This is a genomic window from Amycolatopsis sp. cg5 (genome assembly GCF_041346955.1).
GTDB lineage: Bacteria > Actinomycetota > Actinomycetes > Mycobacteriales > Pseudonocardiaceae > Amycolatopsis.
Window position 1 is genome coordinate 7417657 of sequence record NZ_CP166849.1, and the last position, 23298, is coordinate 7440954.

At 67.2% G+C, this 23298-nt stretch carries 36 protein-coding genes; 26 read left to right on the forward strand and 10 right to left on the reverse strand.

The annotated features are described in order from the left end of the window. The first annotated feature begins 1 nt into the window (after position 1). Both AB5J62_RS33285 and AB5J62_RS33290 read left to right on the forward strand, forming a co-directional pair. Positions 2-736, forward strand: coding sequence for an SDR family NAD(P)-dependent oxidoreductase (locus tag AB5J62_RS33285; protein WP_370943958.1), 735 nt, complete (start codon positions 2-4; stop codon positions 734-736). Then, positions 733-1596, forward strand: coding sequence for an NAD(P)H-binding protein (locus AB5J62_RS33290; protein ID WP_370943959.1), 864 nt, complete (start codon positions 733-735; stop codon positions 1594-1596). The genes AB5J62_RS33285 and AB5J62_RS33290 overlap by 4 nt, the downstream gene beginning before the upstream one ends. On the opposite strand, the gene AB5J62_RS33295 is transcribed toward AB5J62_RS33290, so the two are convergent. After that, positions 1567-3660 carry a tetratricopeptide repeat protein gene (locus AB5J62_RS33295; protein ID WP_370943960.1) on the reverse strand — a complete coding sequence of 698 codons (2094 nt, stop codon included), beginning with the start codon at positions 3658-3660 and terminating at the stop codon, positions 1567-1569. The two genes, AB5J62_RS33290 and AB5J62_RS33295, sit on opposite strands and share 30 nt — an antisense overlap. 61 nt (positions 3661-3721) lie before the next feature. Here AB5J62_RS33295 and AB5J62_RS33300 point away from each other — a divergent pair, with 61 nt between their 5' ends. From AB5J62_RS33300 to AB5J62_RS33380, 17 genes are all read left to right on the forward strand, one after another. Continuing rightward, the gene (locus tag AB5J62_RS33300; protein ID WP_370943961.1) at positions 3722-5281 is read left to right on the forward strand and encodes a recombinase family protein; all 1560 of its coding nucleotides are present in this window, start codon (positions 3722-3724) and stop codon (positions 5279-5281) included. Positions 5282-5669: 388 nt separating this feature from the next. Further along, positions 5670-6002 carry a histone-like nucleoid-structuring protein Lsr2 gene (locus AB5J62_RS33305; protein ID WP_370943962.1) on the forward strand — a complete coding sequence of 111 codons (333 nt, stop codon included), beginning with the start codon at positions 5670-5672 and terminating at the stop codon, positions 6000-6002. A gap of 17 nt (positions 6003-6019) precedes the next feature. Further along, complete coding sequence (locus AB5J62_RS33310; protein ID WP_370943963.1) at positions 6020-6664, forward strand: histone-like nucleoid-structuring protein Lsr2; 645 nt, start codon at positions 6020-6022, stop codon at positions 6662-6664. A gap of 26 nt (positions 6665-6690) precedes the next feature. Beyond that, positions 6691-7149 (forward strand): hypothetical protein, encoded by a 459-nt coding sequence (locus AB5J62_RS33315; protein WP_370943964.1) that lies wholly within the window; start codon positions 6691-6693, stop codon positions 7147-7149. Beyond that, a complete protein-coding gene (locus AB5J62_RS33320) occupies positions 7146-7517 on the forward strand; it encodes a hypothetical protein (protein ID WP_370943965.1) in 372 nt (123 codons plus the stop codon). The genes AB5J62_RS33315 and AB5J62_RS33320 overlap by 4 nt, the downstream gene beginning before the upstream one ends. A 748-nt stretch (positions 7518-8265) precedes the next feature. Beyond that, complete coding sequence (locus AB5J62_RS33325) at positions 8266-8589, forward strand: hypothetical protein (protein WP_370943966.1); 324 nt, start codon at positions 8266-8268, stop codon at positions 8587-8589. Continuing rightward, positions 8586-8996 carry a DUF3846 domain-containing protein gene (locus AB5J62_RS33330; RefSeq protein ID WP_370943967.1) on the forward strand — a complete coding sequence of 137 codons (411 nt, stop codon included), beginning with the start codon at positions 8586-8588 and terminating at the stop codon, positions 8994-8996. Before AB5J62_RS33325 ends, AB5J62_RS33330 begins: the two co-directional genes overlap by 4 nt. Next, the gene (locus AB5J62_RS33335; RefSeq protein ID WP_370943968.1) at positions 8996-9418 is read left to right on the forward strand and encodes a hypothetical protein; all 423 of its coding nucleotides are present in this window, start codon (positions 8996-8998) and stop codon (positions 9416-9418) included. Before AB5J62_RS33330 ends, AB5J62_RS33335 begins: the two co-directional genes overlap by 1 nt. Next, positions 9415-9846 carry a GNAT family N-acetyltransferase gene (locus AB5J62_RS33340; RefSeq protein ID WP_370943969.1) on the forward strand — a complete coding sequence of 144 codons (432 nt, stop codon included), beginning with the start codon at positions 9415-9417 and terminating at the stop codon, positions 9844-9846. The genes AB5J62_RS33335 and AB5J62_RS33340 overlap by 4 nt, the downstream gene beginning before the upstream one ends. Continuing rightward, the gene (locus AB5J62_RS33345) at positions 9839-10057 is read left to right on the forward strand and encodes a hypothetical protein (RefSeq protein ID WP_370943970.1); all 219 of its coding nucleotides are present in this window, start codon (positions 9839-9841) and stop codon (positions 10055-10057) included. Before AB5J62_RS33340 ends, AB5J62_RS33345 begins: the two co-directional genes overlap by 8 nt. Positions 10058-10061: 4 nt before the next feature. Continuing rightward, positions 10062-10445, forward strand: a complete 384-nt coding sequence (locus tag AB5J62_RS33350; protein ID WP_370943971.1) for a DUF4357 domain-containing protein — start codon at positions 10062-10064, stop codon at positions 10443-10445. A 97-nt stretch (positions 10446-10542) separates the two neighbouring features. Further along, positions 10543-10890 (forward strand): hypothetical protein, encoded by a 348-nt coding sequence (locus tag AB5J62_RS33355; protein WP_370943972.1) that lies wholly within the window; start codon positions 10543-10545, stop codon positions 10888-10890. 53 nt (positions 10891-10943) lie between these two features. After that, positions 10944-11330 (forward strand): hypothetical protein, encoded by a 387-nt coding sequence (locus AB5J62_RS33360; RefSeq protein ID WP_370943973.1) that lies wholly within the window; start codon positions 10944-10946, stop codon positions 11328-11330. Between the two features lies 1 nt (position 11331). Continuing rightward, positions 11332-11640: a hypothetical protein gene (locus tag AB5J62_RS33365; protein ID WP_370943974.1), complete on the forward strand. Its 309-nt coding sequence runs from the start codon at positions 11332-11334 to the stop codon at positions 11638-11640. 6 nt (positions 11641-11646) lie between these two features. Further along, positions 11647-12231, forward strand: coding sequence for a DUF4314 domain-containing protein (locus AB5J62_RS33370; protein ID WP_370943975.1), 585 nt, complete (start codon positions 11647-11649; stop codon positions 12229-12231). A 59-nt stretch (positions 12232-12290) separates the two neighbouring features. Further along, positions 12291-12548, forward strand: coding sequence for a hypothetical protein (locus AB5J62_RS33375; protein ID WP_370943976.1), 258 nt, complete (start codon positions 12291-12293; stop codon positions 12546-12548). Next, positions 12545-12856: a hypothetical protein gene (locus tag AB5J62_RS33380; protein ID WP_370943977.1), complete on the forward strand. Its 312-nt coding sequence runs from the start codon at positions 12545-12547 to the stop codon at positions 12854-12856. Before AB5J62_RS33375 ends, AB5J62_RS33380 begins: the two co-directional genes overlap by 4 nt. On the opposite strand, the gene AB5J62_RS33385 is transcribed toward AB5J62_RS33380, so the two are convergent. From AB5J62_RS33385 to AB5J62_RS33415, 7 genes are all read right to left on the reverse strand, one after another. Beyond that, entirely contained in the window at positions 12853-13107 is a 255-nt protein-coding gene (locus AB5J62_RS33385) for a DUF397 domain-containing protein (protein WP_370943978.1), read from the reverse strand. The genes AB5J62_RS33380 and AB5J62_RS33385 overlap by 4 nt on opposite strands. 81 nt (positions 13108-13188) lie before the next feature. After that, a complete protein-coding gene (hisS, locus tag AB5J62_RS33390; RefSeq protein ID WP_370943979.1) occupies positions 13189-14487 on the reverse strand; it encodes a histidine--tRNA ligase in 1299 nt (432 codons plus the stop codon). A gap of 102 nt (positions 14488-14589) precedes the next feature. Beyond that, complete coding sequence (locus AB5J62_RS33395; protein WP_370943980.1) at positions 14590-15816, reverse strand: hypothetical protein; 1227 nt, start codon at positions 15814-15816, stop codon at positions 14590-14592. A gap of 35 nt (positions 15817-15851) precedes the next feature. Beyond that, positions 15852-16025, reverse strand: coding sequence for a hypothetical protein (locus AB5J62_RS33400; RefSeq protein ID WP_370943981.1), 174 nt, complete (start codon positions 16023-16025; stop codon positions 15852-15854). A 231-nt stretch (positions 16026-16256) separates the two neighbouring features. Continuing rightward, entirely contained in the window at positions 16257-16463 is a 207-nt protein-coding gene (locus tag AB5J62_RS33405) for a DUF397 domain-containing protein (protein ID WP_370943982.1), read from the reverse strand. Positions 16464-16468: 5 nt separating this feature from the next. Then, positions 16469-17365, reverse strand: a complete 897-nt coding sequence (locus tag AB5J62_RS33410; RefSeq protein WP_370943983.1) for a helix-turn-helix domain-containing protein — start codon at positions 17363-17365, stop codon at positions 16469-16471. A 932-nt stretch (positions 17366-18297) separates the two neighbouring features. Then, the gene (locus AB5J62_RS33415) at positions 18298-18423 is read right to left on the reverse strand and encodes a hypothetical protein (RefSeq protein ID WP_370943984.1); all 126 of its coding nucleotides are present in this window, start codon (positions 18421-18423) and stop codon (positions 18298-18300) included. Positions 18424-18452: 29 nt separating this feature from the next. On the opposite strand from AB5J62_RS33415, the gene AB5J62_RS33420 reads away from it, so the two are divergent. From AB5J62_RS33420 to AB5J62_RS33450, 7 genes are all read left to right on the forward strand, one after another. Next, complete coding sequence (locus AB5J62_RS33420; protein ID WP_370943985.1) at positions 18453-18836, forward strand: hypothetical protein; 384 nt, start codon at positions 18453-18455, stop codon at positions 18834-18836. Then, on the forward strand, positions 18829-19614 hold the full coding sequence (locus AB5J62_RS33425) for a hypothetical protein (RefSeq protein WP_370943986.1): 786 nt from the start codon (positions 18829-18831) through the stop codon (positions 19612-19614). The genes AB5J62_RS33420 and AB5J62_RS33425 overlap by 8 nt, the downstream gene beginning before the upstream one ends. Before the next feature lie 84 nt (positions 19615-19698). Beyond that, on the forward strand, positions 19699-19863 hold the full coding sequence (locus AB5J62_RS33430) for a hypothetical protein (RefSeq protein WP_370943987.1): 165 nt from the start codon (positions 19699-19701) through the stop codon (positions 19861-19863). Then, the gene (locus tag AB5J62_RS33435; protein ID WP_370943988.1) at positions 19854-20168 is read left to right on the forward strand and encodes a hypothetical protein; all 315 of its coding nucleotides are present in this window, start codon (positions 19854-19856) and stop codon (positions 20166-20168) included. Before AB5J62_RS33430 ends, AB5J62_RS33435 begins: the two co-directional genes overlap by 10 nt. Before the next feature lie 42 nt (positions 20169-20210). Further along, positions 20211-20876, forward strand: a complete 666-nt coding sequence (locus AB5J62_RS33440; RefSeq protein ID WP_370943989.1) for an HAD family hydrolase — start codon at positions 20211-20213, stop codon at positions 20874-20876. 62 nt (positions 20877-20938) lie between these two features. Then, positions 20939-21226, forward strand: a complete 288-nt coding sequence (locus tag AB5J62_RS33445) for a helix-turn-helix domain-containing protein (RefSeq protein ID WP_370943990.1) — start codon at positions 20939-20941, stop codon at positions 21224-21226. A gap of 15 nt (positions 21227-21241) precedes the next feature. Next, positions 21242-21499: a hypothetical protein gene (locus AB5J62_RS33450; RefSeq protein WP_370943991.1), complete on the forward strand. Its 258-nt coding sequence runs from the start codon at positions 21242-21244 to the stop codon at positions 21497-21499. Between the two features lie 67 nt (positions 21500-21566). On the opposite strand, the gene AB5J62_RS33455 is transcribed toward AB5J62_RS33450, so the two are convergent. Beyond that, positions 21567-22310 carry a hypothetical protein gene (locus AB5J62_RS33455; protein ID WP_370943992.1) on the reverse strand — a complete coding sequence of 248 codons (744 nt, stop codon included), beginning with the start codon at positions 22308-22310 and terminating at the stop codon, positions 21567-21569. Positions 22311-22338: 28 nt separating this feature from the next. Further along, positions 22339-23298 carry a glycoside hydrolase family 25 protein gene (locus AB5J62_RS33460; RefSeq protein ID WP_370943993.1) on the reverse strand — a complete coding sequence of 320 codons (960 nt, stop codon included), beginning with the start codon at positions 23296-23298 and terminating at the stop codon, positions 22339-22341.

Sequence of the window (23298 nt, forward strand, 5' to 3'; positions counted from 1 at the left end):
CATGCGGTTCACCGGCAAGGTCGCGCTGGTCACCGGCGGCGGCACCGGGATCGGCAGGGCGGCGGCGCACGCGTTCGCCGCCGAGGGCGCGACCGTCGTGGTCGCCGGCATCGACGAGGAGCCGGTCAAGCAGACGGCCAAGGAGATCGAAGCGACCCACGTCGTCGCCGACCTCACCAATGAGGCCGACGCGGCGGCGATGGTCGCGGCCACCGTCGAGCGGCACGGCGCGCTGGACATCGCGTTCAACAACGCGGGCCTGATGGTCGGCGGCCCGCTCGCCGAGCTCGATTTCGACTCGTGGTCGCGCGCGCTCTCGGTGGCCACCTGCACGTGGCTGTCGATGAAGCACGAGATCCGCCACATGCGGTCGCACGGCGGCGGGGTGATCGTCAACATGTCGTCGATCATCGGCTCGCGCAAGGGGATTCCCGGCACCGGCGCGTACGGCGCGGCCAAGGCGGCGATCACCGCGATGACCAGGACCGCGGCGCTGGAGAACATCGGCGAGGGCATCCGGATCAACTCGGTCAGCCCCGGCCCGATCGCCACGCCGTTCTCGCTGATCCGCGGCGAGAACGTGGACCAGCAGACCGAGCGGCTCAAGACCGCCGTCCCGATCGGCCGGGTCGGCAGCCTGGCCGAGGTGGTCGGCACCGTGCTGTGGCTCGCTTCGCCGGACGCGGGCTACGCGGTCGGCTCGGACATCGTGATCGACGGAGGGAGCACGGCATGATCCTGGTCATCGGCGCGACCGGCGTGGTGGGCCGGGAAGTGACGGCCCAGCTCCTCGAAGCGGGCGCGGACGTGCGGGCGCTGGTCCGCGATCGCGAGGCCGCGCTCAGCCCCCAGGTCAAGGTCGTCCAGGGCGACCTCGGCGATCAGGAGTCGCTCGTCGCCGCGCTGGCCGGCGTCGACAGGGTGTTCCTGCTGACCGGCGGCGGCCCGGAAACCCCGCTGCACGACGCGAATCTCGCGAGCGCGGCGGCCGACGCGGGTGTGCGGCACATCGTGAAGCTGTCGATCATCGGCGCCGAGTACGGGTTCAGCGACCTCGTCAGCACCTGGCATCTCGCGGGCGAGCGCACGCTGCGCCAGATCGCCGAGCGGCCGGGCGGCCCGGCGTGGACGTTCCTGCGGCCCGGCGAGTTCATGTCGAACGTGCGGCTGTGGGCGAACCAGATCAAGGCGCAGGGCAAGGTCTTCTGGGCGAGCACCGAACCCGCGGTCGCGGTCGTGGACCCGCGCGACGTCGCCGCGATGGCGGTCACCGTGCTGACCACGCCGGGCCACGAAGGCAAGACGTACCGGTTCGGCGGGCCGGAGGCGCTGACGGTCGCCCAGCGGATCGACAAGATCGCCGCCGCGCTCGGCACCGCGATCGAGCTGGTCGAGGTGCCGATCCCGGCGCTGCTCGGCGCGGTCAAGAAGGCGGGCCGTCAGCCGCTCGTCGTCGAGACCACGCTCGGCAACCTGGGCCGCGAGGAGTTCCGCATCCAGGCGCGCAAGGTGCTGCCGGTCTTCGAGGAGGTCGTCGGCAGGCCGCCGCACACCTTCGACGAGTGGTTAGCCGCGCATCTGGACATATTCCGGTGACAGCCGGGTGAGCCCGGCGTAGGCGACCGCGCGTTCGCTGCGGCAGCCGGTCTCGATCGCGATGGCCAGCGCCTCGCGGTAGTGACCGGCTGCTTCGGCGGGCTCGCCGCGCGCCCACGCGAGCGCGCCGAAACTGTTGAGCACCCGCGTTTCCACGCCGCGGTCGCCGGTCTCCTTGGTGATGGCGAGCGCGTCCTCGAGGTGTTCGAGCGCCTCGTCGAACCGGCCTTGGTCGCGGTAGACGTCGCCGATGTTCTTCAGCGCGACGCTCTCGTTGACCCGCCCGCCGGTTTCCCTGGCGATCTTCAGCGCCTCGCCGAGCTGCGCCAACGCCGCGTCGTAGCGCCCGAGCGAGCGGTGGACGTCGCCGAGCATGCCGCGCGCGTACCCGACGCTCGTGTGCGTGCCGGTCTCCCGGAAGTGCTCGATGCCCTCTTCCAGCAGCCGGATGGCCTCCTCGCGCCTGCCCAGCGCGCCGAGCACGTCACCGAGGTTGACGCGCGCGTAGCCCTCGCTGGTCCGGTCCCCCATCTCCAGCGCGAGCCGCAGCGCGCGCTCCAGATGCGTCACGGCCTCGTCGAACAAGCCCATGCCCCGGCAGCCGCAGCCGAGCACGACGAGCACGAGTCCCTCGCTGGTGCGGTCGCCGGATTCCCGCGCGAGTTCCAGCGCCCGCCGCAGATAGAGCAGCGCGTCGCCGAACCGGCCCAGTCCCCGGCAAACCAGCCCGAGCGTGTTGAGGACGTAGCTTTCCCGTTGCAGGTTCCCGGTTTCCCTGGCGATGGCGAGCGCCTGCTCCAGATGGCGCAACGCCTCGCGGCAGCGGCCGACCCGCCAATAGCCGAGCCCGAGCAGGGTCAGCGAGTCGACCTCGCTCGCGCGGTCGCCGGTCTCCTGCGCGATCGCCGAGGCGTGCGTGTGCAGTTCGAGCGCGTCCTCGTGGTAGCCGCCGACGTCGAGGTAGTGCCACAGGATCCCGGACAGCTGCCGCAGGTAGCCGGCGCCGGTCCCGGCGACGGCCAGCAGGTTCGCGTGCTCGGTCTCCAGCCAGGCGTGCGCGGTCGCGCGGTCCGGCCAGTCGACGATCTCGTTCTCCGGCAAGGGAACGGACGGCCGCAGATGCTTCTCCTGCGGCACGACCACGTCGACCGCGCGCGACGCGGCGTAGACGTAGTAGTCGCAGAGCCTGGTCAACGCCTCGCGCCCGTCGACCGCCCAGTCCGCGGCCAGCTCACCGGCGTAGACCCGGAGCAGGTCGTGCAACTGGAACCGGCCGGGCACGGTCTGCTGCACGAGATGCGCCCTGACCAGCAGATCCGTCAACCGGCCCGCCTCGTCGACGTCGACGCCCGCCAGCACGGCGGTCGCCTCCGCGCCGAAATCCCGGCCGGGATGCAGGCCCCAGAGCCGGAACACCCGCGCCGCGTCCGCCGGAAGATGCCGGTACGACCACGAGAACACCGCTCGCACCGCGGTATGCGGGTCACCGCCCCCGTCGAGCAGATCGAGCCGCCGCCGTTCGTCGGCGAGCTCCCCGGCCAGCGTCGCGAGCCGCGCGCTCGGCCTGCTGATCGCCAGCTCCGCGACCAGCCGCAACGCCAGCGGAAGCCGCACGCAGTACTCGACGAGTTCGCGCGCGGCCCGAGGTTCCGCGGCCACCCGGCCGTCCACCAAGGTTTCGAGGAGCCGGAATCCCTCGGCCGGTTCGAGCAGGTCGACGCCCAGCCTGCGCGCGCCGTGCCTGGCGACCAGCCCCGGCAGCGTGTCCCGGCTGGTGACCACGACCGAGCAGGTCGGCGAGCCGGGCAGCAGCGACCTGACCTGGGGCACCGACCCGGCGTTGTCCAGCACGAGCAGCACGTTCAGTCCATTCAGGACGGTCCGGAACTTCGCCGCGCGTTCGTCCGGCTCGGCGGGGATCTCCGCGCCGTCGACCCCCAGCGCGCGCAGGAACCCGGACAGCGCGTCACCGGGCTCGACCGGCCGTTCGGGACCGTAGCCACGCAGGTCGAGGTAGAGCTGCCCGTCGGGGAAGCGGTCGCGGGTCCGTTGCGCCCAGTGCACCGCGAGCGCGGTCTTGCCGAAAACTTGTTTATGACACAAAGGGTTTGTGACGGTCCGAACCATGACCCGGACAGTCATTTCCCCAGTACAAGCCATTATCTACCTGCGGTTGTCGGACCTTCGGGACGACGACCTGGACGAGAACGGAGACGGCAAGACCTTCAGCAGCCGAGAGCAGAAGTTGCGCGAGTTCGCGGAGCGGCTCGGCTGGGGCATCTTCAAGGTCATCATCGAGAACGACGTCAACCGGAAGAACGGGAAGGCCCGGAACGCCTCGGCGTTTAAGCGCCGCAAAGTCACTCTTCCGGATGGCACCACGGCGATGCGCGTGGTGCGTCCCGGTTTCCGCGAAACCTTGGGACACCTCAAGGCAGGGCGGGCGAACGCGGTCCTGGCCGAGGACCTGGACCGGACCATGCGCGACCCGCGCGACCTCGAAGACTTCATCGATATCGCCGAGGAAAAGAAGGTCAACGCTAGGTCGCTATCGGGTTCGTTGACGTTCACCGACGGCGGGACGGACGCCGAGATCACGCTGGCGCGGAACATGGTCTCGTTCGCGAACGCGGCGAGCCGGGCGACGTCCCGGCGGGTTTCGCAGGCACGCGAGCGACAGGCACGGGCTGGGGCGTGGCACGGCGGCCTTCGGGCGTTCGGGTTCGAGCAGGACGGGGTGACCAAGATCCCGGCCGAGGCCAAGGTGATCCGGTACTGCTCGAAGCGGGTTCTCCAGCTCAACCAGAAGACGAAGAAGCTGTGGAGCCTGCGGGCGCTGGCGGCCGAGCTGCGCGAGGGTGACGTGCCCACCGTCTCCGGGGTTCCGTGGTCGGCGGACCTTCTGCGGGGCATCCTGCTCCGGCCGCGCAACGCGGGCATCTCCGTCTACAAAGGCGAGGAGGTCGGCAAGATCCCCGGTAAGCCCATTGTGGACGAAGCGACGTACCGGGCTGTCGTCCGGTTGTTGTCCGATCCGTCGCGGAACACGCTGGAGCCCGGGGTCGGGGCGACTCCGAAGTACTTGGGCAGCGGCCTCTACCTGTGCGGCATCCACGGGGACGGGACCTCGTGTCAGGTCAGCCTCGGCGGAAGCAAGCGGCTGACAGCTCCCCGGTACGTGTGCAAGCAGCGCAACCACCTGGCGCGGAACGCGGCGAATCTGGACACCTACGTGCAGGCCACGTTGCTCAACCGCGTGGCGCGGGACCCGAAGTTCGTGGAGGGGTTCATCTACCGGGTGCCGGAGATCGAGGTCGATACCGATGCGCTGCGTACCGAGGCGGCTACTATCCGCGTGACTATGGACGGGATGGCCAAGGACCGGGCTCTCGGGCTGATCGACCGGGGGCAGATGCTCAGCGCCACCAAGACTGCGCGGGACCGGCTGACCGAGATCGACCGGCTTCTGTCATCGTCCGTTGTGGAGTCTCCGTTGACGAACCTGGTCGGCGTCGAGGACGTGGCGACGGTCTGGACCGGACAGCCGTTGAGCAGCAAGCGGTTCATTCTGGACACGCTCATGGAGGTGACCGTGAACGTGACCGCGCGCCGAGGTAGCGGGTTCGACCCTATGGCGATCGACATAAGGTTCAAGCAGCCGGACGAGCTGGAGGCCGCTGCCTAACTACCGCCAATCGGGTGGTGATCAACCTTGGCGTGACGGCAAAAGTCACTACGCCATCCGAGGGACTTTCCCCGTTCGTGGAGGCGTCGGGGTCAGCAGATGCCTGGCCCCGGCGCCTTTTTCACTCTCCGAATTCGTCTGTCCGGTTTGTACCTCGATCGGGGTCAGCGGGCGATGTCGGTTGCTGATCGAAATTTGCTGATGTTGAATCCGGAAGGTCTCCCCCTAACGGGGGTAGCACGAACACATGGGGTGTGTAAGCACCCGATGACCCGGACAGAAAGAGTTAACTCACATGGGGCACGTAGCTCTCATCGTGGTCGTGGACGACGATCCTCCCGACGACCACGCGGGAAGCACTGACGGTAGAAGCGCCACGCTGTACGAAGTGGACCTTGACTCGACTCGCGGCGAGCAGGACATGCGCTTCGTGCTGGCGAAGCACCGGCGAACCTGTCAGGCCGGGCTCGGAGACACGCCGGTGCCGGAAGACGAGGAAGAGGACGCCGCGACGATCCGGGAGTGGGCGCGGCAGCGCGACCTTCCGGTGAGCACGCGCGGTCGTATTCCCGCCGAGATCCGGCGGCAGTACGACGCGTACCGGGCGACTCCCGGACGTCTCACGGTGTCCGAGGCGGTGAGTCAAGCCGAGCAGGACCGGCAGAAGGTGGTCCGCATGAGAGGTCGCCGCAAACGCCAGAAGTGCGAGGGTGAGCGGTGACGAGGGGGTAGTCCACATTGGCTCAGAAGATCCAAACCATCATCAGCACGGTGGACGACCTGGACGACTCCCAGGACGCGACCACCACAAGAGCGTTCGATCTGGGGTCCCGAAAGTTCACGATCGACTTGTGCGAGGACAACGCTGAGCGGTTCGACAGCGACTTCGCCGAGTGGACAACCGATCTGAAGAAGCGAACTTTCGCTGTGGGGAAGAAGTCGTACACCCGCTGGCTTCCAGCGGAGGACGCCGAGCGGTTCGACCGCATGGTGGCGTTCTGGAGCAAGGCGGCCCGCCGCGTCCGCGAGGACGCCGACGATCCCGCCGAACTGCGGCCGGCGGATGGCCGCGGGCAAGGTCCATTGGAGACGATCATCCCGGTTCCGGTGAAGGGTCAGCCGTGGTGGATGGACCCGCAAAGACCGTTCAGCCGCTCCACTGGGGAGGCGTTCGCGTCCGCGCGCCGCAGGGTGCGGGAGTGGGCACGCCGAAACGGATGGCCAGATCTGGGTGAGCGCGGCATGGTGCCCCGCGAGGCGTATGACCGTTGGGTCGATGAGGTCTGGTCCACGATGGACTCCCCGTCGTGGGAGCAGTTGAACCAGACATCACCAACCCCGGACGGCAAACGCAACGGGAAGCCGCGCCGCCGGACCAAATGAGCAGCCCCACAACGTGATTGGACATCATGTCAGTCAACGACGACGAGATCACTGACGTCGACGAGTATCTGAGGAACAACCCGACGTTCGCCAAGTGCCGCAGAGGAAAGCACGACTTCCCCGACGAGGACGACGTGCCGCTTCTGGAGGCGTACAACGACTCGGCCGCCACGCACGAGAAGGTGTTCGTGTGCCCGCGCTGCAAGGCGAAAAAGCGGTCGAGGTTCCGCATCACCCTCCGCCGTGGCAGGGTCGTCAGCTTCGTGGAGCTGGACCCCCGGGGCGACTACTCCGAAGCCAAGGGGTATCTCGCCAAGGGCGTGCGGATCAGCCGCCGGTACGCCCGGGAGGTCGCGATTCGCGAGGCGCTGGAGGAACAGGCTGCGGCTGCGCGGCGATCGGACCGGGCGACGCGGCGGAGAGCTGCTGCGGTGTCCACTCAGGCCCGGCAGCGGCGGGGAGGTCGGAAGGCGGCCGTCGCATGAGCGCCCCGCCGCTGTACGCGGAGACGTGGGCGATGTGGGCGCAGGCGTACCTGCTGACGTCGCTGCGGTTGCAGAAGCCCGAGGGCGTGCGGCTCCTGCTGGACGACGGGACCGAAATCCCTTGCAGGTGCGCGTACGAAGGCGTGCTCGGCAACGGTCAGGTGTTGTGGTCGGCGACCCCGGAAACGGGCGAGAGCGTGCCCGCTGCGCGCCTGGACGGTGTGGAGGTGGACGACCTGCCCGCCAGCGCCGTCCTGCACTTGGGCGCGAAGCTGGAGGGACTGGCGTGCCGGTCCTGCGGGGAGATGACCTACGACCCGGACGACGCCCGGGAGGGCTACTGCGCGGCGTGCAGGACGAGGCGCTGAGCGACCGGTCCACACAGGCTGCCCCTGGTGGCATTCCAGCGATCAGGGGCGGACGAGGTTGCGGGTGACGGGGATGGCATCGACCGGGACGGTAACCCGACCCGGACAGGTTAAGGAAAGGAATCCCGGTCGATTCCCGCAACCTCTTTTGAAAGGTGTCCGGCGGGCCGAGCAGGAGGTGGCCCGCCGGACACTCCAATTGTTCTTTGAAACAATTTCCGGCAGCACATTTGCCCGACACTGACGAACGAATGACCTCGAACAGATGGTTGAAAGATCATCGACCTGCGAGGGCCTAGTGAGAGGCGCACTTCGCATCGTTGCGCGATCGCGCTACAGTGGCCATCGCCGGGTCCTTTCTGGAGATCCATGTCCGGGTCATCAAGTGGGTTACCGGCAGACGGCCCCCGACGTTCGCGTCGGGGGCTGTCGCACGTCTAGGGGCCGGATCGCCTGGTCGGATCAGACATCCGATGATCGGTCGATCAATATTGTCCCGGCCGCCACCGGCCCCCTACGATTAATCGGTACCCGTTAATCGGCGGGTACGAGGACCCGGACACCCCTCCTTGCCCCCTTGCTCGGGTGGCTTGCTCGCATGACCTGACTCACCGGATCGCGCCCGCGGTCCCCCCTTGTCTTGATCCTGCGGGACGCTCTCGAAATGGGTGCACGAGGGGCCTCTCAACCCACTTGAAGAAAAGGACCCGGACATCTAATGCAATCGGATCAGAACACCACGTTTGGCGTGCGCGCGAACGTGTATGTGGAAATACAAGGATCGCGCCTCGATCCCCGTTTCGAGGCGTATCTGAACGACGCGCCGACTGCGGGCGCCTACGCCGAGCCGCGCTTCACCAAGCCGATCGCCGAAGAGGTCGTCGCCTGGACCAACCGGATCGCCGAGGGCAGCGACGAGTCCCCGATCTGCGAGTGGTCGAAGGAGGGATACGTCCTCGTGTTCACCCCGGACAGCCCGTTCCGGCCGTCTGCGGTCGTGCAGCCCGATGACGACGGCTTGTACGCCCTCGGCTTGGGCTGGGCCTGGCAGGTCGAGGAGGTCGACCAGTGAGCGGCCTGCGCGGACTCGTCGTCACCCCGGACGGCGAGATCGAAGAGAAGTGGTTTCCCGCGACAGGGCTGGACTTTCTGAACGCCTTGTATGCGGCGATCAACTGCGACCACGTGGAAGCGGTCCGCCTCGGCGAAGGTGCTCGTGCCGCCACGATGTACGTAGACGAGAACGGCAAGGGGGTGCAACTCCCGATGCCTAACGAGTACGCCACTGTCCTCGTCGCGGGCTTCAACCACGTCGTGTACGAGTTGTACTTCGGCACGGCGGTCTTCCTCGGCTGTCCCGATCGGCACGGGGACGACACCTCGTTGTCCGACAAGGCGGACACCTACATCCGCGTCCTGATGACCGAGATCAAGTCTGGGCGCATCACCCTGCGCAACATGCGGGGGAGGCGGTTCTGATGACCGAACAGTCCAATGTGGTCCAACCGGAGATGTACGCGTTCGAGGTTGGCGGCATGACCTTGACGGGAGCCATCACCGATCGCGGAGACGGCCGGTGCACCGTGCGCGGCAAGTTCGAGGACGAGGCCACCACGAACGATCAGCGGTTCGAATTCCGTGGTGTGGCAAGGAAAGCGTTCGCGGACCTGTTCCGGTCGTTCGCCGACAACATTGCACCGGTACAGGACGGCTCGTACAGCTTCTGGTGCGAACTGCACGTCGCGGAGCTGGAAGGTCAGCCCACGCTCGTGCACGACGACGAGGCCAACACGTGGAACCTCGGCGTCGAGCAGATGGAATGCCCGCACGCCGACGAGCGGCTGAGCTGCCGCCCGTCGTGGCGTATGGGCCTGGTCGCCCTGGACGGGGGTGTGCTGTGAGCGGTGAAGGCGGGCTCGCCCGGCTCATCCGGGAAATGGTCGTGTTCTCGTGGCCGTCGCAGGCTGGGCAGTACCCGGCCGGGGGGCCGCCGGGGATCACCTACTTCCGGGGCGACGTCTCGGAATTCTTCGGCCCGGGGGCCTATGTGGACTGCTTGCTGTTCCGCGACGTGGACGGCGTGCTGGTCGGCATCTTGAACCACTACCCGCAAGACATGGCACCTCGCGTGAAGGCTGGCGAAGTCCTGATCCAGGTTCGGGAAGACCGGCGACGGCGGGGAATCGCGACGAAGCTGTTGCAGGAGGCGCTATCGCGGTGGTCGCTGGACTTCGAACGGCAGAACTACACGCCGTCCGGTGTGGAGTTCACCGAAGCGTTCATCCGCGCCGAGCAGGCCCGGCGAGAGAAGGGGAAAGCAGATGGCTGACCACTTCTGTTCGATCGCGACCCGGTTCCGGAAGGTGGAGTCAGTGTGTGGCAAGGAAGCCACGCACTTTGTCACCTACTTCAACGACGGCACCGAGGGGCGGTACTGCTGCACACCGCATCTGGGCCGCGCGGTCGATGCGGTGCTCGGCGACCCGCGAACCAGCAAGCGCAGGGACGCCACCGTGAACCGGGTCCGAAAGGAGGGATGAGCCGATGCCTGACGTGGCAGTGTCCCCCGAGGGCCACAAGAGAATCCGGCTCCTGGCACGCGCATGGAGCATCTCCGAGGGAGAGGTCATCTCCCGCTTACTGGACCAGTTCCAGCACGGCGCACCAGGGTCAGAGTCGACGGTGGAGATCTTCGGGATATATCAGGAAACCCGCGTCGAGGCCGTTTACCACACGGCCAGTGAACGGGTGGACGTCACGACCGGCGAGCTTGCCGGTCAGTCGTTCAAGAGCCCGAGCGGCGCGGCGTGCGCCGTTGTTGCGGCCCTGAACCCGGACATCGCACCGAACCGCAACGGCTGGACTTTCTGGTTCACCGAGCCAGACCGGCCGCTGCAATGCCTGCGGGGCCATACGCCGTCGCGTTGATTCCGTCGCCTACCTCCCCTCCCGAGGGGAGGTAGGCGCTCGGTGTCCACACAGGACAGCTATGACCCGGACAGGTCCAGAAAGGAACACCCCCAACGTGACGGAGAAGCCCAAGAAACCCGTATCGATCGGAGAGAAGCGGCTGGCTGACGCCGACACCGACGTCATCTGGCAGCAGCTCGGCCGAGACCTGCTATTGGAGATCAGCGCCCGAGACCTCGTGTACATGGAGGACGGCGTGATGTTCCTCTACGGTCCGCACGGCCGCAGCAAGTACCGCAAGATCATCGTGAAGTTGAACGGCCTGGACCTGTACGAGGTCGAGGTCGGATACCTCCGGCGACGCGACTTCAAATGGGTCGTCGTGGCGCAGGAATCCAATGTGGGCGTGGAATCGTTGCGGAATGTCGTCAGGAGTCTGGCCGCTCAAGGGCTCGACGCATGACCATCAGATTCCGCATCGGTGCCGCCCCACCACGAGAAGTGGACGGAGCAACGATGCCCGAACAGCAGCAGAACACCAGCGAGTCAACGGAAAAGCGCGGCAAGGGACGGCCCGCCATCGGCGGCCCGATCCGCCAGGAGATCGGCGACGACCTGAAAGCCTGCGTCGAGACGTGGGCGTTGGGCCACGGGACCAACCGGGCCGCTGCCGTGCGCACCCTGCTACGGCGAGCCCTCGACCAAGAGCTTGAACCGATGTCGCGCACGGTCGTCGTGGACGGCGACGACCTGTCCGTCCTGCTCGGCGAGTTCCGAGGCGACGACATACGCCGCGTGCGGTTCGCCTTCGACAGCGGCCTCAAGGTCAAAGTCAACGACGGCCAATGGACCCTCCCGGTCGGCACCCTCCACGATTCCGTGCCACCACAGGAAAAGGAATGACATGACCATCGACCCGTACGACAACGTCGCCGAGGACTGGACGATCAAACCGCGGAGCGTCCGCGCCGTCCAGCTCACCGAGGCGAACTTCGACCGTGTCCTTGCCTGGATCGAACGCGCAGGCGGTGACGTGCCGTGGACCGGAGACAGCCCGTTCGGTGGCAGGTCCCTGTCGATCTACACCAGGGACGGCGAAGAAACCATCATCGCGGGGCACTACATCGTGCACGACCAGCAGCGCGGCGAATGGCACGTGGCGAAGGCGGACCGCTTCGTCGCCGACCACGACCACCAGCCGAAGGGCCGGTGAGCCACAGTGGACGACAGAACCCGAGCGTTCTTCCGCCGGACACCGCTGCCCTGCCCGGTCCCGTACGGCACCCGTATTCGCCTGACAGGCCCGCTCCAGGGCGACCCGGACCCGCTGCCGGTCGGGGCCGAGGGAACCGTGGTGGGCGGCAACGGGGGCCAGCTCTGGATGAAGTGGGACAACGGCCGGACCCTGTTCCTACTGGTCGACGAGGACCCGTACGAGGTGATCGGCACCGACGTCGCCGAATTCGTCCGCCTGGTGCGCGAAGCGGTGCCCGAGCTGCAAGCCCTCGACGTCCACCGCGCCAGCGGCGGGCACGTCGTCGTGCAGCTGATCCGCGTGCACCGCGACCAGCGGCGCAACGGGGCCGCCGAGCGCGCGATGCGCCTGCTCACCGAATGGGCCGACTTCCACGGCCTGGTCCTGTCCGCCACGGCCTCCCCGGTCGAGACCGAGCGCCCCCAAACCAAGGTCGCGCCGCTCAAGCACTGGCTCGCACGGCACGGTTTCCGGCTCAACCAGGGCCGCAAACGCAACGCGGTGATCAGCGAACGCTACTTCCGAATCCCGAAGGGAAGTCAGCCGTGACCGAGTTCCCGCCCCCGCCGAACCTTCAGGGGAACTACGAGGGGTCCTGCGTGGTGTGCATGACCGGCACGGACACCGGCCTCGCTTTCATCGGAGACGCCGCGTTCGCTTCCGCCGGCCTGACCGCGCTCGGCATCCCGGCCGACCAGGTGAAGACCACGCTCGCCGCCGTCACCGGCGACGTGAACGCCGAACTCCCCGAAGGGGATTTCCCGGTGGTTGTCCGGGTGTGCGAATCGTGCGCCCGCCGAGCTGAGTTGGAGGTTGGATTGTGGCCGAACGTCCCCATGTACACGCGTCCGGAGTCCCGGCCGTGAAGGCGTCCACAGTGGCCGGGCTCGCCGTCCTCGAGTCCTGCGTCACCGAGCTGCCCGACGACGAGCTGAGGGAGCTGGCGGACATCGTGGAGAACCTGTCCATCCGGGTTCGCACCGAGATTGCCGCCCGCAGGCGCGGCCGGACCCCGCGCCGCCCGAGCCCGGCCGTGGTCACCCGCCTCCGCTCCCGGGCCTCGTGCGTGTTCTGCCGCCGGGTCTACGTCGCCGACCTCATCGCGGAGCACCTGCTGCTCGACCACCACGACGACCTCCGTGCGTGGCGACGACCGGCCGGTCGCGCGGCCTAGTCGAACTCGCCGTCAACGACGCCCTTCACGAAGGCGTCCCACTCCGAGGGGGTGTAAATGAGAACCGGGCCATTCGGCTTCGCTGACTCCCGCAATGCCGTGTAGGTAATGCCGTCTGTGTGTTCGACAAAGGCGTACTCGAAGTAGCCGTCACCAGGGACGTCCTCGGGCGCAGCCCGCACCCATCGTGCCTCGCTCAAGTCCAGTTCGTCCCGGATATGCGCTTTGTCGTCCACAGGCCGATCCTTCATCGCACCAGAGTAAGGAACCCCCGGCGCGCGTTCGCACCGCGCCGGGGGTTCCTGCTGTCCACGAGCCACATAGGCCGGTCGTTAGGACGCGGCCAGTCGAGCGCGAAGGGTCTGCGCGACCTCGGCGAGCGGGACCTGCGTCTGTTCGCCGGATTCCATGTCCCTGATCGTCACGTCGCCGGTCTTCTGCTCGTCCGGGCCGTACAGCAGCACCGTACGGGCGTGCTGGTCGTTGGCCCACTTCATCTGCTTGGCCAGCTTGCCCGAGGTACCGAGATACACGCCCGTGCGGAGCCCGTGAGCGCGGAGCTGGCCCGCCAAGCGCATTACCTCTTCCTCGGCCCCGAGGACCGTGAGCGCGACGTCCAGGCCGCGTTCCGCCGGCATTTCGGCTTCCTGGATCGCGAGGATGCGTTCGATGCCGATGGAGCCGCCGCAGGCGGGCATGTCCGGCCCGCCGAGCTTGGCCACCAGCTCGTCGTACCGGCCACCCGAGGCGATCGACCCCGGGAACCCGGCGGCGGCAACCTCGAAGATCGGACCCGTGTAGTAGTCCAGCCCCCGGACCATGCGGGGGGTGAACACGACGCGGCCCGGCGGCAACCCATCGGTCAGGGACAGGAGGCGGTCCACTTCGGCCAGCCCGGCCCGGCCCCGCTCGGTGGTGTCGAGCTGCTTGCGGATGCGGTCGGTGTCGGGCGCGGTCACATCGGCGACCAGCCCTTCCGCCGCATTACTGGGCAGCCCGCGCTCGACCAGCTCGGCGACCACGACGTCCGGGGCCACCTTGTCCAGCTTGTCCAGTGAGCCGAGCACCTTCGTGCCCAGCTCGGCCGGGACACTGTACGCCTCCAACAGGCCGTAGAGCGCCTGTCGCGAGTTGATCTGGAACGTGAACTCCGTGACGCCCAGCGCCTCCAGCCCGCCGTTCAACGCCCAGACGATCTCGGCGTCGGCGAGCGGGGACGCCGAGCCGAACGTGTCGATATCGCACTGGACGAACTCGCGGAAGCGACCGCGGGCAGCTCGGTCAGCTCGCCACACATTGCCGATGACATAGCGCTTGAACGGCGACGGCAGACGGCTTCCGTGGGTCACCACGGCTCGGACTGCCGGAACGGTGTGGTCGTAGCGGAGCGCGAAGTCCGCTTCCCCGGTGGCCTCCTTCGCGCCCCGCTTCATGATCTTGAAGATGAGCGACGAGGCTTCCTCGCCGAGCTTGCCCGCGAACGTCTCCAGCCGCTCGAACGCCGGGGTTTCCAGCGGCGCGAACCCGTGATGCTCGAAGATCGTGCTCACCCGCTCGAACGCAGCCTTCCGGCGATGTACCTCGTCGCCGATGAAGTCCCTGGTACCGGACGGGGGCTCGACCTTCGCCATCTACGTGTCCTTTATTCCGATGCTGATAGGGAGGTCCATTCTGGCCGAGCCGCTGGCCGGACCGTGGACCGGCCCGGCGGCTCCGCACCAGGTCCGCGCCGGTCAGGCTGTCGGCGACCACTCCGGGAAGAACTCCCGCAGTAGGCCGAGCACCTGCTGCTCGGTGCCCGCGTCACTCATTCCGGTGCGCATCAGCGGTGTTCCGTCCACGGGGGCCAGTTCCTCCCAGCCGCCGATCTCGTCCATGAGCCCGCGTACGCCCTTCATCAGGGACAGGCCGATCTCCGGGCCGAGGGCGTCCAGGCAGTGGGCAAGGAAGTAGATCGCGGATCGCTGCGGGGTCGTGCTGTCCACTCGTTCCCGGTAATTGCTCGCGCTGTAGCGCGGATAGCAGGCGTCGAGCAGGTGCTTCGGGATCTCCCACAGCGGGAACACACAGTTCACGTCCCCCATCCGCCGGACCGGGTACGGGAGAGGCTTCCGGCCGTTCATCAAGCAGAACAGCAGCTCGGCGAGCAGGTCTTCGCGGTTGTACCCGACCGCGAGGTTGTGTCCGCCCAGCTCCCGGCAGAGACGGCGGCCGATGAGGTTGACGAAGCACGTTCCGAAGAAGTGCACGGTGTCCGGCCCGTAGTCGCGCCGGAAGGACTCCCACAGCTCGGCCGGGGACCGGCTCATGCCGAGCAGATTCGTCATGTCATCGGCGTACAGGACGCGGTGCTGAAATCCGGCCCGATCGCACAGTTCGCGGGCTCGGTCGACCGCGGACTCCGGCCACAGTGGCTCCATCGCCAGCGTGAAGCAGGTGACGCCTTCCGCCGGCAGCACGGACGCCCGGACGGCCTTGGTGAGGCCGTAGACCAGCGTGTTGCTGTCCCCGCCGCCGGAGATCCCGGCCATGATCGAGGTGGTGACTTCGTGCTTCTGCAGGAAGGTCACGATCTGGTCGGAGACCATCTCCCGGAGGGTGTCGTCGTCCACCAGGTGTACGCGGCTTAGCGGTTCTCGGCGGCCGTACTCGATGTCCAGCAGCCCGGCGACTGGGGCCTGATCGCGCTGGATGACCTCGATGTCGGCACTGCGCAGGGTGTCGATGTCGGTATTGCGGATGCACCGAAGGACCACGTGGTGTTCGTCCGGGATGTTCGCGAGCAAGGTGGTCATCGGGATTGCGGCAAGATCGCTTTGGGACCGTGCTTCGTAGGCTTGAAACATGGTCGGAGGAAGCCGGTTGGCGAGCAGGATCTCCGCCAACGACAGTTCCTCGGGTGGCCGGATCGACCGCGAGCCAGCAGTGAATTCCAGGGTGACGCGCTTCCAGTCAGTCAACTTGTTCCTCCAGTGCTGGCTCGCGGCCGGATCGGTTACAGGTGAGCGGTGAGCGCGTTCGGGGTCATGAACTCTTCCAGGCGGCACGGCGTCACGCGGTCGAGCGCGCTGGCCTCCGGGAGGGTCCTCGTCACGATGCTCAACAACTCGGTGGTGTCGGCCTGCTCGGCCGTGATCGCGGCCGGGGAACTGTCGATGATTGCGGACACTGGCTACTTCCCTTCACGTTGTCGATCGGTAAATCTTTACCGCCTCCAACGTACTGCGGGAGTCGCCAGTCATGCACGGGTTGTAACCAACATGGACTAGTGCCGGGGGTGATCCCGTAGGCTCGGTCAAGACCGCCTCGGGTCCGGCGGTAACACGAAAGAAGCGGCTCCCTCGCCAGGTTGCGTGGCCAGTGCGAGGGAGCCGCTTCTTCATGTTCGAGTGGGTGGGGACTAGCTGGATTCTCCAGCCTTGAGGGCTCCGACCAGGTAGGACCAGCCGGAACGATCGACCGTGAGAATGGGACTCTCATCTCCGAGCTTGGAGTCCCGGACAGCCTTCCGGTTGTCGGGCAGGTTCGCCACCTCGACACATTCCTGCTGCCCATTGCTGTACGTGCTCTTTCGCCAGTGCAGCCCGGCGAAACCTTGGGCGGACATGGTTACTACTCCTTGCGATCACGCGCCCGCCTGGCTCGAATCTCCTTGATCCGCTCGACGGTCGCTTCCGGGTCCAACGCGTGCGTCAACACGCGCTTAAAGTTCAGGGTATACGCCGCGACCTGCGCGTCCTCCTCGATGTAGATGCCCCAGGTCAGGTTCTCCAGGTGCACGGCGGCGTCCCCTCCGTCGTCGAAGGTGATCAGGTGAAACGACGTTCCGAAGCCTGCGTACTCGCCGACCTCTTTCGGGATGAGCTGGAGAGTGACCGTGGGCAGATCGGCGACCGTGACGAGGTGGTCGAGCTGTTGCAGCATCGTGTCCAGGCCGCCGATGTTCTGCTCAAGCGCGGACTCGTGCACCAGCGCGTGCAGCTTGAGCGGGTACTTCTCGTCCGTGAGCCGAGCCTGCCGCCGCTGGCGAACCTTGCTCCGTTCCTCGACCACCGCTTCGTTCGGTTCTTCGAGCCAGGAACGAACGAGTGCACCCGCGTAGTCGGCGGTCTGCAACAGGCCGGGAACGAGGTTCATCTGCAAGTTCTTCACTGCCGACGCCTCGGCCTCGGTTTCGATGAAGTCCGCGGCGCTTCCCTGGATGGCGTCGTCGCTGTACGACGCCCACCATGCTTCGTCCTGCTCTCCCTTACGGGCGTAGGCGACAACGCGGTCCCGCTCCTGCTCGTCCACGTGCAGCATGGTCGCGATGGCGATGATCTCCGCGACGGGCGTCGGCTTCTTGGCGGTCAGGAAGAGGTTCAGTTTGGCGGGCGACCAGCCCAGTTCCTTCGCGAGTGCAGCCTGATTGGTCTTCGGGGTGGCGCTGGCCAGCCAGCCGCGTAGGTACCGCGCGACGCGGCGTTGCCGAACGTTGAGCTTGGACTCGCTGGACCTGTCGGCGTCCAACTTGACCTCCACCTTCATGCAGTCCCGGCGACATCTCCGGCACGGCTGTCACTAATCCGTACGGGTGAAATCTTTACGTAAGTTGATCGTTTGCGGTTGTGTCTCTTAAAGATTTAACCGCACAATACTTCAACGCGGAGACCCAAGGGTAGTAGACCATCCCCGGACACTCCGTACAGGTGACACCAAGCCAGGGCTGACCAGGGGCTTTGGCAGGTCGAAAGGGAGATCCCCGTGGTCGAGGTCCTATCCGGAGCCCTGCCAGAGGGCACAACGAGCGTCACGTGCCACAGCGTTGCAGGTAAGGAGGTCACTGTAAAGATTTACAGTGACGGCGAGAAGGTCGTCCTTATCGCCCCGCCCGGCGAGTCCGCCGAGTTCACGCCGCAGAACGCCAGAGCGGCGGCGCAAGCGCTCCTGGCGCACGCCAGCCGAGCCGACGCTGCACGGCGAGGGCGGCCGGGTCACCCGCCGCCTTCGAGTTCGCGACCCACCATCGCCTGACCCGTCCAGCCACCCCGAGACGTCGCTTACGCGGCGCGGACGTCGCCTCGGGGACATCGGCGGTGGGCGGGCGAGGTCGAGCCCGACGGCGTGCGCGTCCTCCCCCAGAGATGCACGCCCAGGCACCCTCGCCCGTCTGCTGCCCCAAGCGGCGGCGGAGGTGGCTGCCCCCCGACCAGTCACCTCCGCCGCTTTCCACCCCCTCTTTGGAGGTGTCCGGAATGGCCGGACCGACAGATCGCTTGTGGACGGCGCCCTATACCTGCGGGCGGACCGGCCGCCAGCACGAAGTCACCGACGAGGCGTTCCAGGCCGCCCGGGAGCAGGGCGTGCCCCTCGTCGCCGTATGCGGTCGGCAATTGGAGTGCTCGCCCGCCATCGCCGAACCTGGCAGCCCGTGTCCTGACTGCGTGCGCATCGTCCGGCAATCACGCGCGCGGCTGCGCGAGGTGCAGCAGCTCGACGTGCGACAGCTCGTCCAAGTGCCCACTCAGCGCGGGCGGGCCGGTCAGCACCGGCGAACTCGTGTGCCTGGCCGGTCCCACCTCTTTCACCGAAACAACGAACGCGCCAGGAGGGCGTCATGATGAGCACCGATAAGCCGATGCCGGCAGACCGCGAACCCGAGGCCAAGCAGGAGCAGAGCGCCGAGTCGGACATGGCAGCCCAGGCCGAAGCCATGGAATCCCTTGCCATGGCTGGGTTTCGGATCGTCGCGCAGACCGGCTCCGACGATTCCCCGGAACTGCTCACCTACGTGCGGTCCTCAGGTGAGTACACCGACTTCGTGTACATCGCCCTGTACGAGAACGCGTACTCGACGGCGGTCCGGTATCCCCTGATCCCGGCGGAGCCCCAGAACTTCGAAGAGGCATCCGGCGAGGTCCCCGGCGAACCGCTGCAACACGCCGAGCCCGGCGGCATCGTCGCCGTCATCAAGGCGGTCCTGGAGTGGCCCCGTGGTTGACGCCCCCGATCTGGATTGGGCGTTGAAGCACCTGAAGTTCCGCGATCTCGAACATCACCCCGTCTTCGGGCCGCTGGTCGAACAACTTCTGGTGAAGCGCTTTCGCGCCAAGATGTCGCAGCGTGCGCTTGCCGACCGGTTCGACTTCCCGATCGGTGGCGTTCGGCGAATCCTGCGTCGCGCCGGTGTTCTCGATACCAAACCCGAGCAGGCCCCGGCCCAAGTGGACAACGACGACGGGTGGCCGGTGACCGACCTCGACCTGACTGAACCTATTGCCTCGCAGAAGAAAGTTCCGCCCGAGGAGCTGATTGCCGTGCACGTTTCAGAAGAAACCCTCCTGCGGTTCGCCAAGGCCCTCGGCGTAGCCATGCGCTCGGCACGCGGCAATCGCGGGTGGACTCGCAAGGATATGCGGTCCCAGATGAACGCCGACCGGTCGCTCCAGACCATGGCAACGCACGAGCTGGGCACCCGCGCGATGTCGGTGTGCCAGTTCGCGGAGTACTGCACCGTCCTGGATGTGCAGCCGGGCGAGATGTTCGACCGGGTGTATCACGAGGTGTTCGGCACGAAGGACGAGACGGTCACGGTGGACCTGGACAAGCTGGCCAGGTCCGAACACGCGAACCTTTCGCGTTGGGCCGAGGTTCGCCTGCGGGGACTTCCCGCGTCTGCAAAGGGAATGCTGCCCCTTCCCCGGCACGCGCAGGACACGCTCGCGGCGTTGTGTGGCTGTGACCACTACCAGCTTCTTCAGATCTTGAGCGCGGCCTGAATGTCCGGCCCGGCTGGACGTCACGCGCCGAAGTTCGAACGGTGTCCGGCGCTCGTCCCGTACTTCCTTCGGCGCGAGGTCGTCATGCACAAGGTTCCGAAGCGGCTGCTGCGGCTGCTGCGGTGGAGTCGCATGTGGATCGGGGTGAGCGACTGCGGCGTCATGTGCTTCCCGCTGTGGGCGCTCCCCGGCGACTCCGACATGACGTGGTGCACGACGTGCTTCCCGGCAGGTTTCAAATGGCTGTAGTGGTGCACGCCTACCAGGCTGAGCCGGTCGCCGAGCGGGAGGCGCCTGCGGCGATGAGCGACCGGTTCCACCCGGCCGAGGACACCGTGCGGTTCCGGCGTGTCCTGCCGCCGGAGACGGCGGCCGAGCAGACGGTCCAGTTCCCGGCCGTCCCGCCGGAATCCCCGGCCGAGCAGACAACGGTGCTGGTTCTGTTCTCCACTCCACGGCACCGCCCATTGCACGACTGGATGGCCGCGCAGATGCCCGAGCCGCAGGCACCCGAGATCGAGCCACTGTGGCCGGACATCGATCCGGATTCGTAGACATTCCAACCACTTCTCAGACGAACGGGAGCAAGGTCGCAGATGGCGGGCAAGGTTCAGTTGATCACGGTCGATATCGGCCGGACCCTCGGCACGTTCACCGGGACCTCGACCGCGGAGCGGCTGCGCGCGTTGTCTCCGCTGGCGGACATCGCGCCGCACCGATTCGCGGAGACCGTGCGTTGCCTGCTGCACCGCGCACCCGAGCTGACGAGCGAGCTGGTCAGCCAGGTGTGTCGGCGGCTGCTGATCCCGTTCACCGAGTTCCCGACGCGATGGGATCGCGGGTACCTGCCGTACCCGCACGCGGCCCGAGCCCTGGACGAGCTGGCGAGGATCGCGCCCGTGGTCGCACTGTCCAATATGGCCGTCACCGGCGGACCCGAGCGGGTCTCGGCCGTTCGACGGGCGCACCTCGGGGAGCTTGCCGCTATCTACCCGAGCTTCCAGCTCGGCGGGGCGAAACCCGAGCCGTGGCTGTGGCAGGCGATCGCCGGTCGTCACGGCACCGAGGTCGAGGGCGTGGTGCACATCGGCGATCGGCTCGATGCCGACGTGTACGGGGCGCTGTACGCCGGGGCGCGCGTGGTCCACATCCGTCACAGCGGCGAAGCGACGGTGTACCCGAAAGGCAGCGGGGACAAGGTGTTCACGGTGTTCGATCTGCTGGACGCGGTGCCGGTGGTGCAGGCGTGGTCCGACCGATAAGGGTTGGTATGAAACGAAAGGGTGATCGAAGTGGTGGAGTTTCGTGTGGAGGTGTATCGGTGATGGCGGCGAAGATTCAAGATTCCCGACCCACGATCACTCCGGACGAGCGCAAGTTGCTGACCGTGCTTGCGGATTCGGCGCGGGGGTTGAGTTGCCACGAGGCGGCGGAGCAGTCCGGATTCAGCGTTAGCGAGACCTACAGGTTGCTGTCGGCGCTGAGCCACAAGGAGTTTACCGTCAAGGAGTCGCAGGAGCGCACGGTCGGGATGGTCACAGTGGTTCACTTCGCCTCGGCGGTGGGCCGGGATCGGCTCGTTCCGGCCTCGGTGGGTCGGCCCGCGAAGTAGCCGGACCACTGTCCGATGTGGCCGTGGCGTCGGCGCAGCCCGCCCCTTCCGCCGGTCAAGCGGTCCGCGTCGCAAGCCCGGATCGCGCTGGAACGACTCGCCGATCTGAACGCGCGGCGGCTGGCGCTCGATCCCGAAGCGACGGTGATTCTGCGCGTTCCGTACCTGTGGGCCGGTGACGATGAGCGGGTGGACCCGGCGCTGTCGATCGATCCCGGCAGGCCGCTGTCCACCGACGCGGACGGCCCCGACCCGCGCCGCTGGCAGGCATGACGAAAGCGCCCCCGAAGTCCGGAGTGGACTTCGGGGGCGCTCGTGTTTCCGCGCTGTGGTGGCCGGTTCAGGCGGGGGTGGTGTTCCCGTCGATGGCCGCGAGGATCGCGTCCAGCTTCTCGTCCTGCGCGGCCTGCGCCTTCTCGATGGCCTGGATGCGCGGCAGGATGTCGAAGTGTTCCAGCTCCCACGCCGAATGCGCGGCGTTGGTCAGCGAGCCCGCGTTGTGTCCCTTGCGCGCGGCGATGGCCTTGTCGTCGATGGCCGGGAACAGCCGCGCCAGCCGGACCATGAAGTCGCCGTACTCCACTCCGGCCTGTGCCCACGTCTTGCTGAGACTGGCGTAGATCTCGTTAATCTGCTCGGAAGCGGTCTTGCTCAACTCGTCCTCCCCGGGGTCGCCGCCGCCCAGGTTCCAGGCGCGGGTGTCGTCGGCGCTGCCGTTCGGCATGACGCTGAGGTGCAGGTGATGGGTGTGGCCGTTCGAGCCGGAGTACGGCATCCAGCACCACGGGTTGAATTGCGGCCGGGTGTCGAGGATTCGCCAATTCCAGATGACGTACTTGATCCGCGAATCCCGTGACCGCACCAGAACATCGGCGAGCCAGTTGCAATCGAGCCCGCCCGCGGGGTCGTGCGTGAAGTCTCGCGCGGTGACGATTCCCGGCCCGTACCAAGGATTGTGGTCGCTGTCGGTCGTGGCGTGCGCGGCGTCACCGATCGACCCGTCCGACGCCCGCGACCGTCGAGGCGCCCGCGCGTTCAACTGTCCCAGCAGGACGTCCAGCGACTTCGCTACCCGCCACGTCATCGGCTGCTCCTTTCCGGCTCGCCCGCGGTTACCGCTTCGCCAACGTCTCGACGGTCAGGCCGTAGGAGAACTCGCTGCGGACGAACGCGGTGAACTGATCCACTCCGGACGGTGCCTCGATGTAGGGCCGGGCCGCGTCGTGCGCGACGTTGGTCCACGTCTTGTCGATCGGGTATCCGGCCTTCGCGCCGCTGGAGATCGCCATCAGCCGCACGGATTCGGCCGGGCCGACCGCGCACTTGAAGCTCAGCCAGGCGCGTTGCACGACGGTGCTGACCGAGCCGACCGGCACGGCGAACACGTGGCAGCGTTCGCGGAGCTTGCCGTTCGCGTCGCGCCCGGTGCCGTCGAAGGTGTACGGGATCGCTGCCATGTCGTCCTCCGTTTCCCCGGCCGTGGAAAGGAAGAAGGCCGAGAGGTTGTCCGTGTGGTCGAGGTCGACGTTTCCGGTCACGCCCGGGATGCGGCCGACGCTGGTGTACTGGTGCATGTCCACCCGGCCGCCGTAGGCGGTGATGGGGTGGCGCTTCCCGTCGTTGGGGCCGTAGGAGGCGCACCAGGTGCGATCCCAGTCGTACGGCCAACTGTCCGGGTTCAAGCTCGCCAGCCAGGACGCCGAGGCGTACAGGACGACGATCGGATATTCCTGGTGGACGGTTTCGAGGAACCGGCGGGCGAATCCGGGCCGGGCCGTGTACGAGATGTCGCCGGTTTCCAGGTCCAGCGCGGGGGCGAGCTGCCCGCCGAGGCGTTGGTACTGGGCGATGAACTCGCGGGCCTGCGCGACCGGATCGCCTGCCTGCGCGAAGTGGTAGCCGCCGTACGGGATGGCGTTCGCGCGGCACCCGTTGGCGTAGTTGTCCGCCGGGGTGGAGGCACCGCCCATGCCGTCGCTGTACTTGATGTACGCGGCGTCCACGGCGGCGGCGAGCGCGGACCAGTTGGTGACCGGGTTGTACCGCTGGAAAAGATCGACCACGACGCTCAT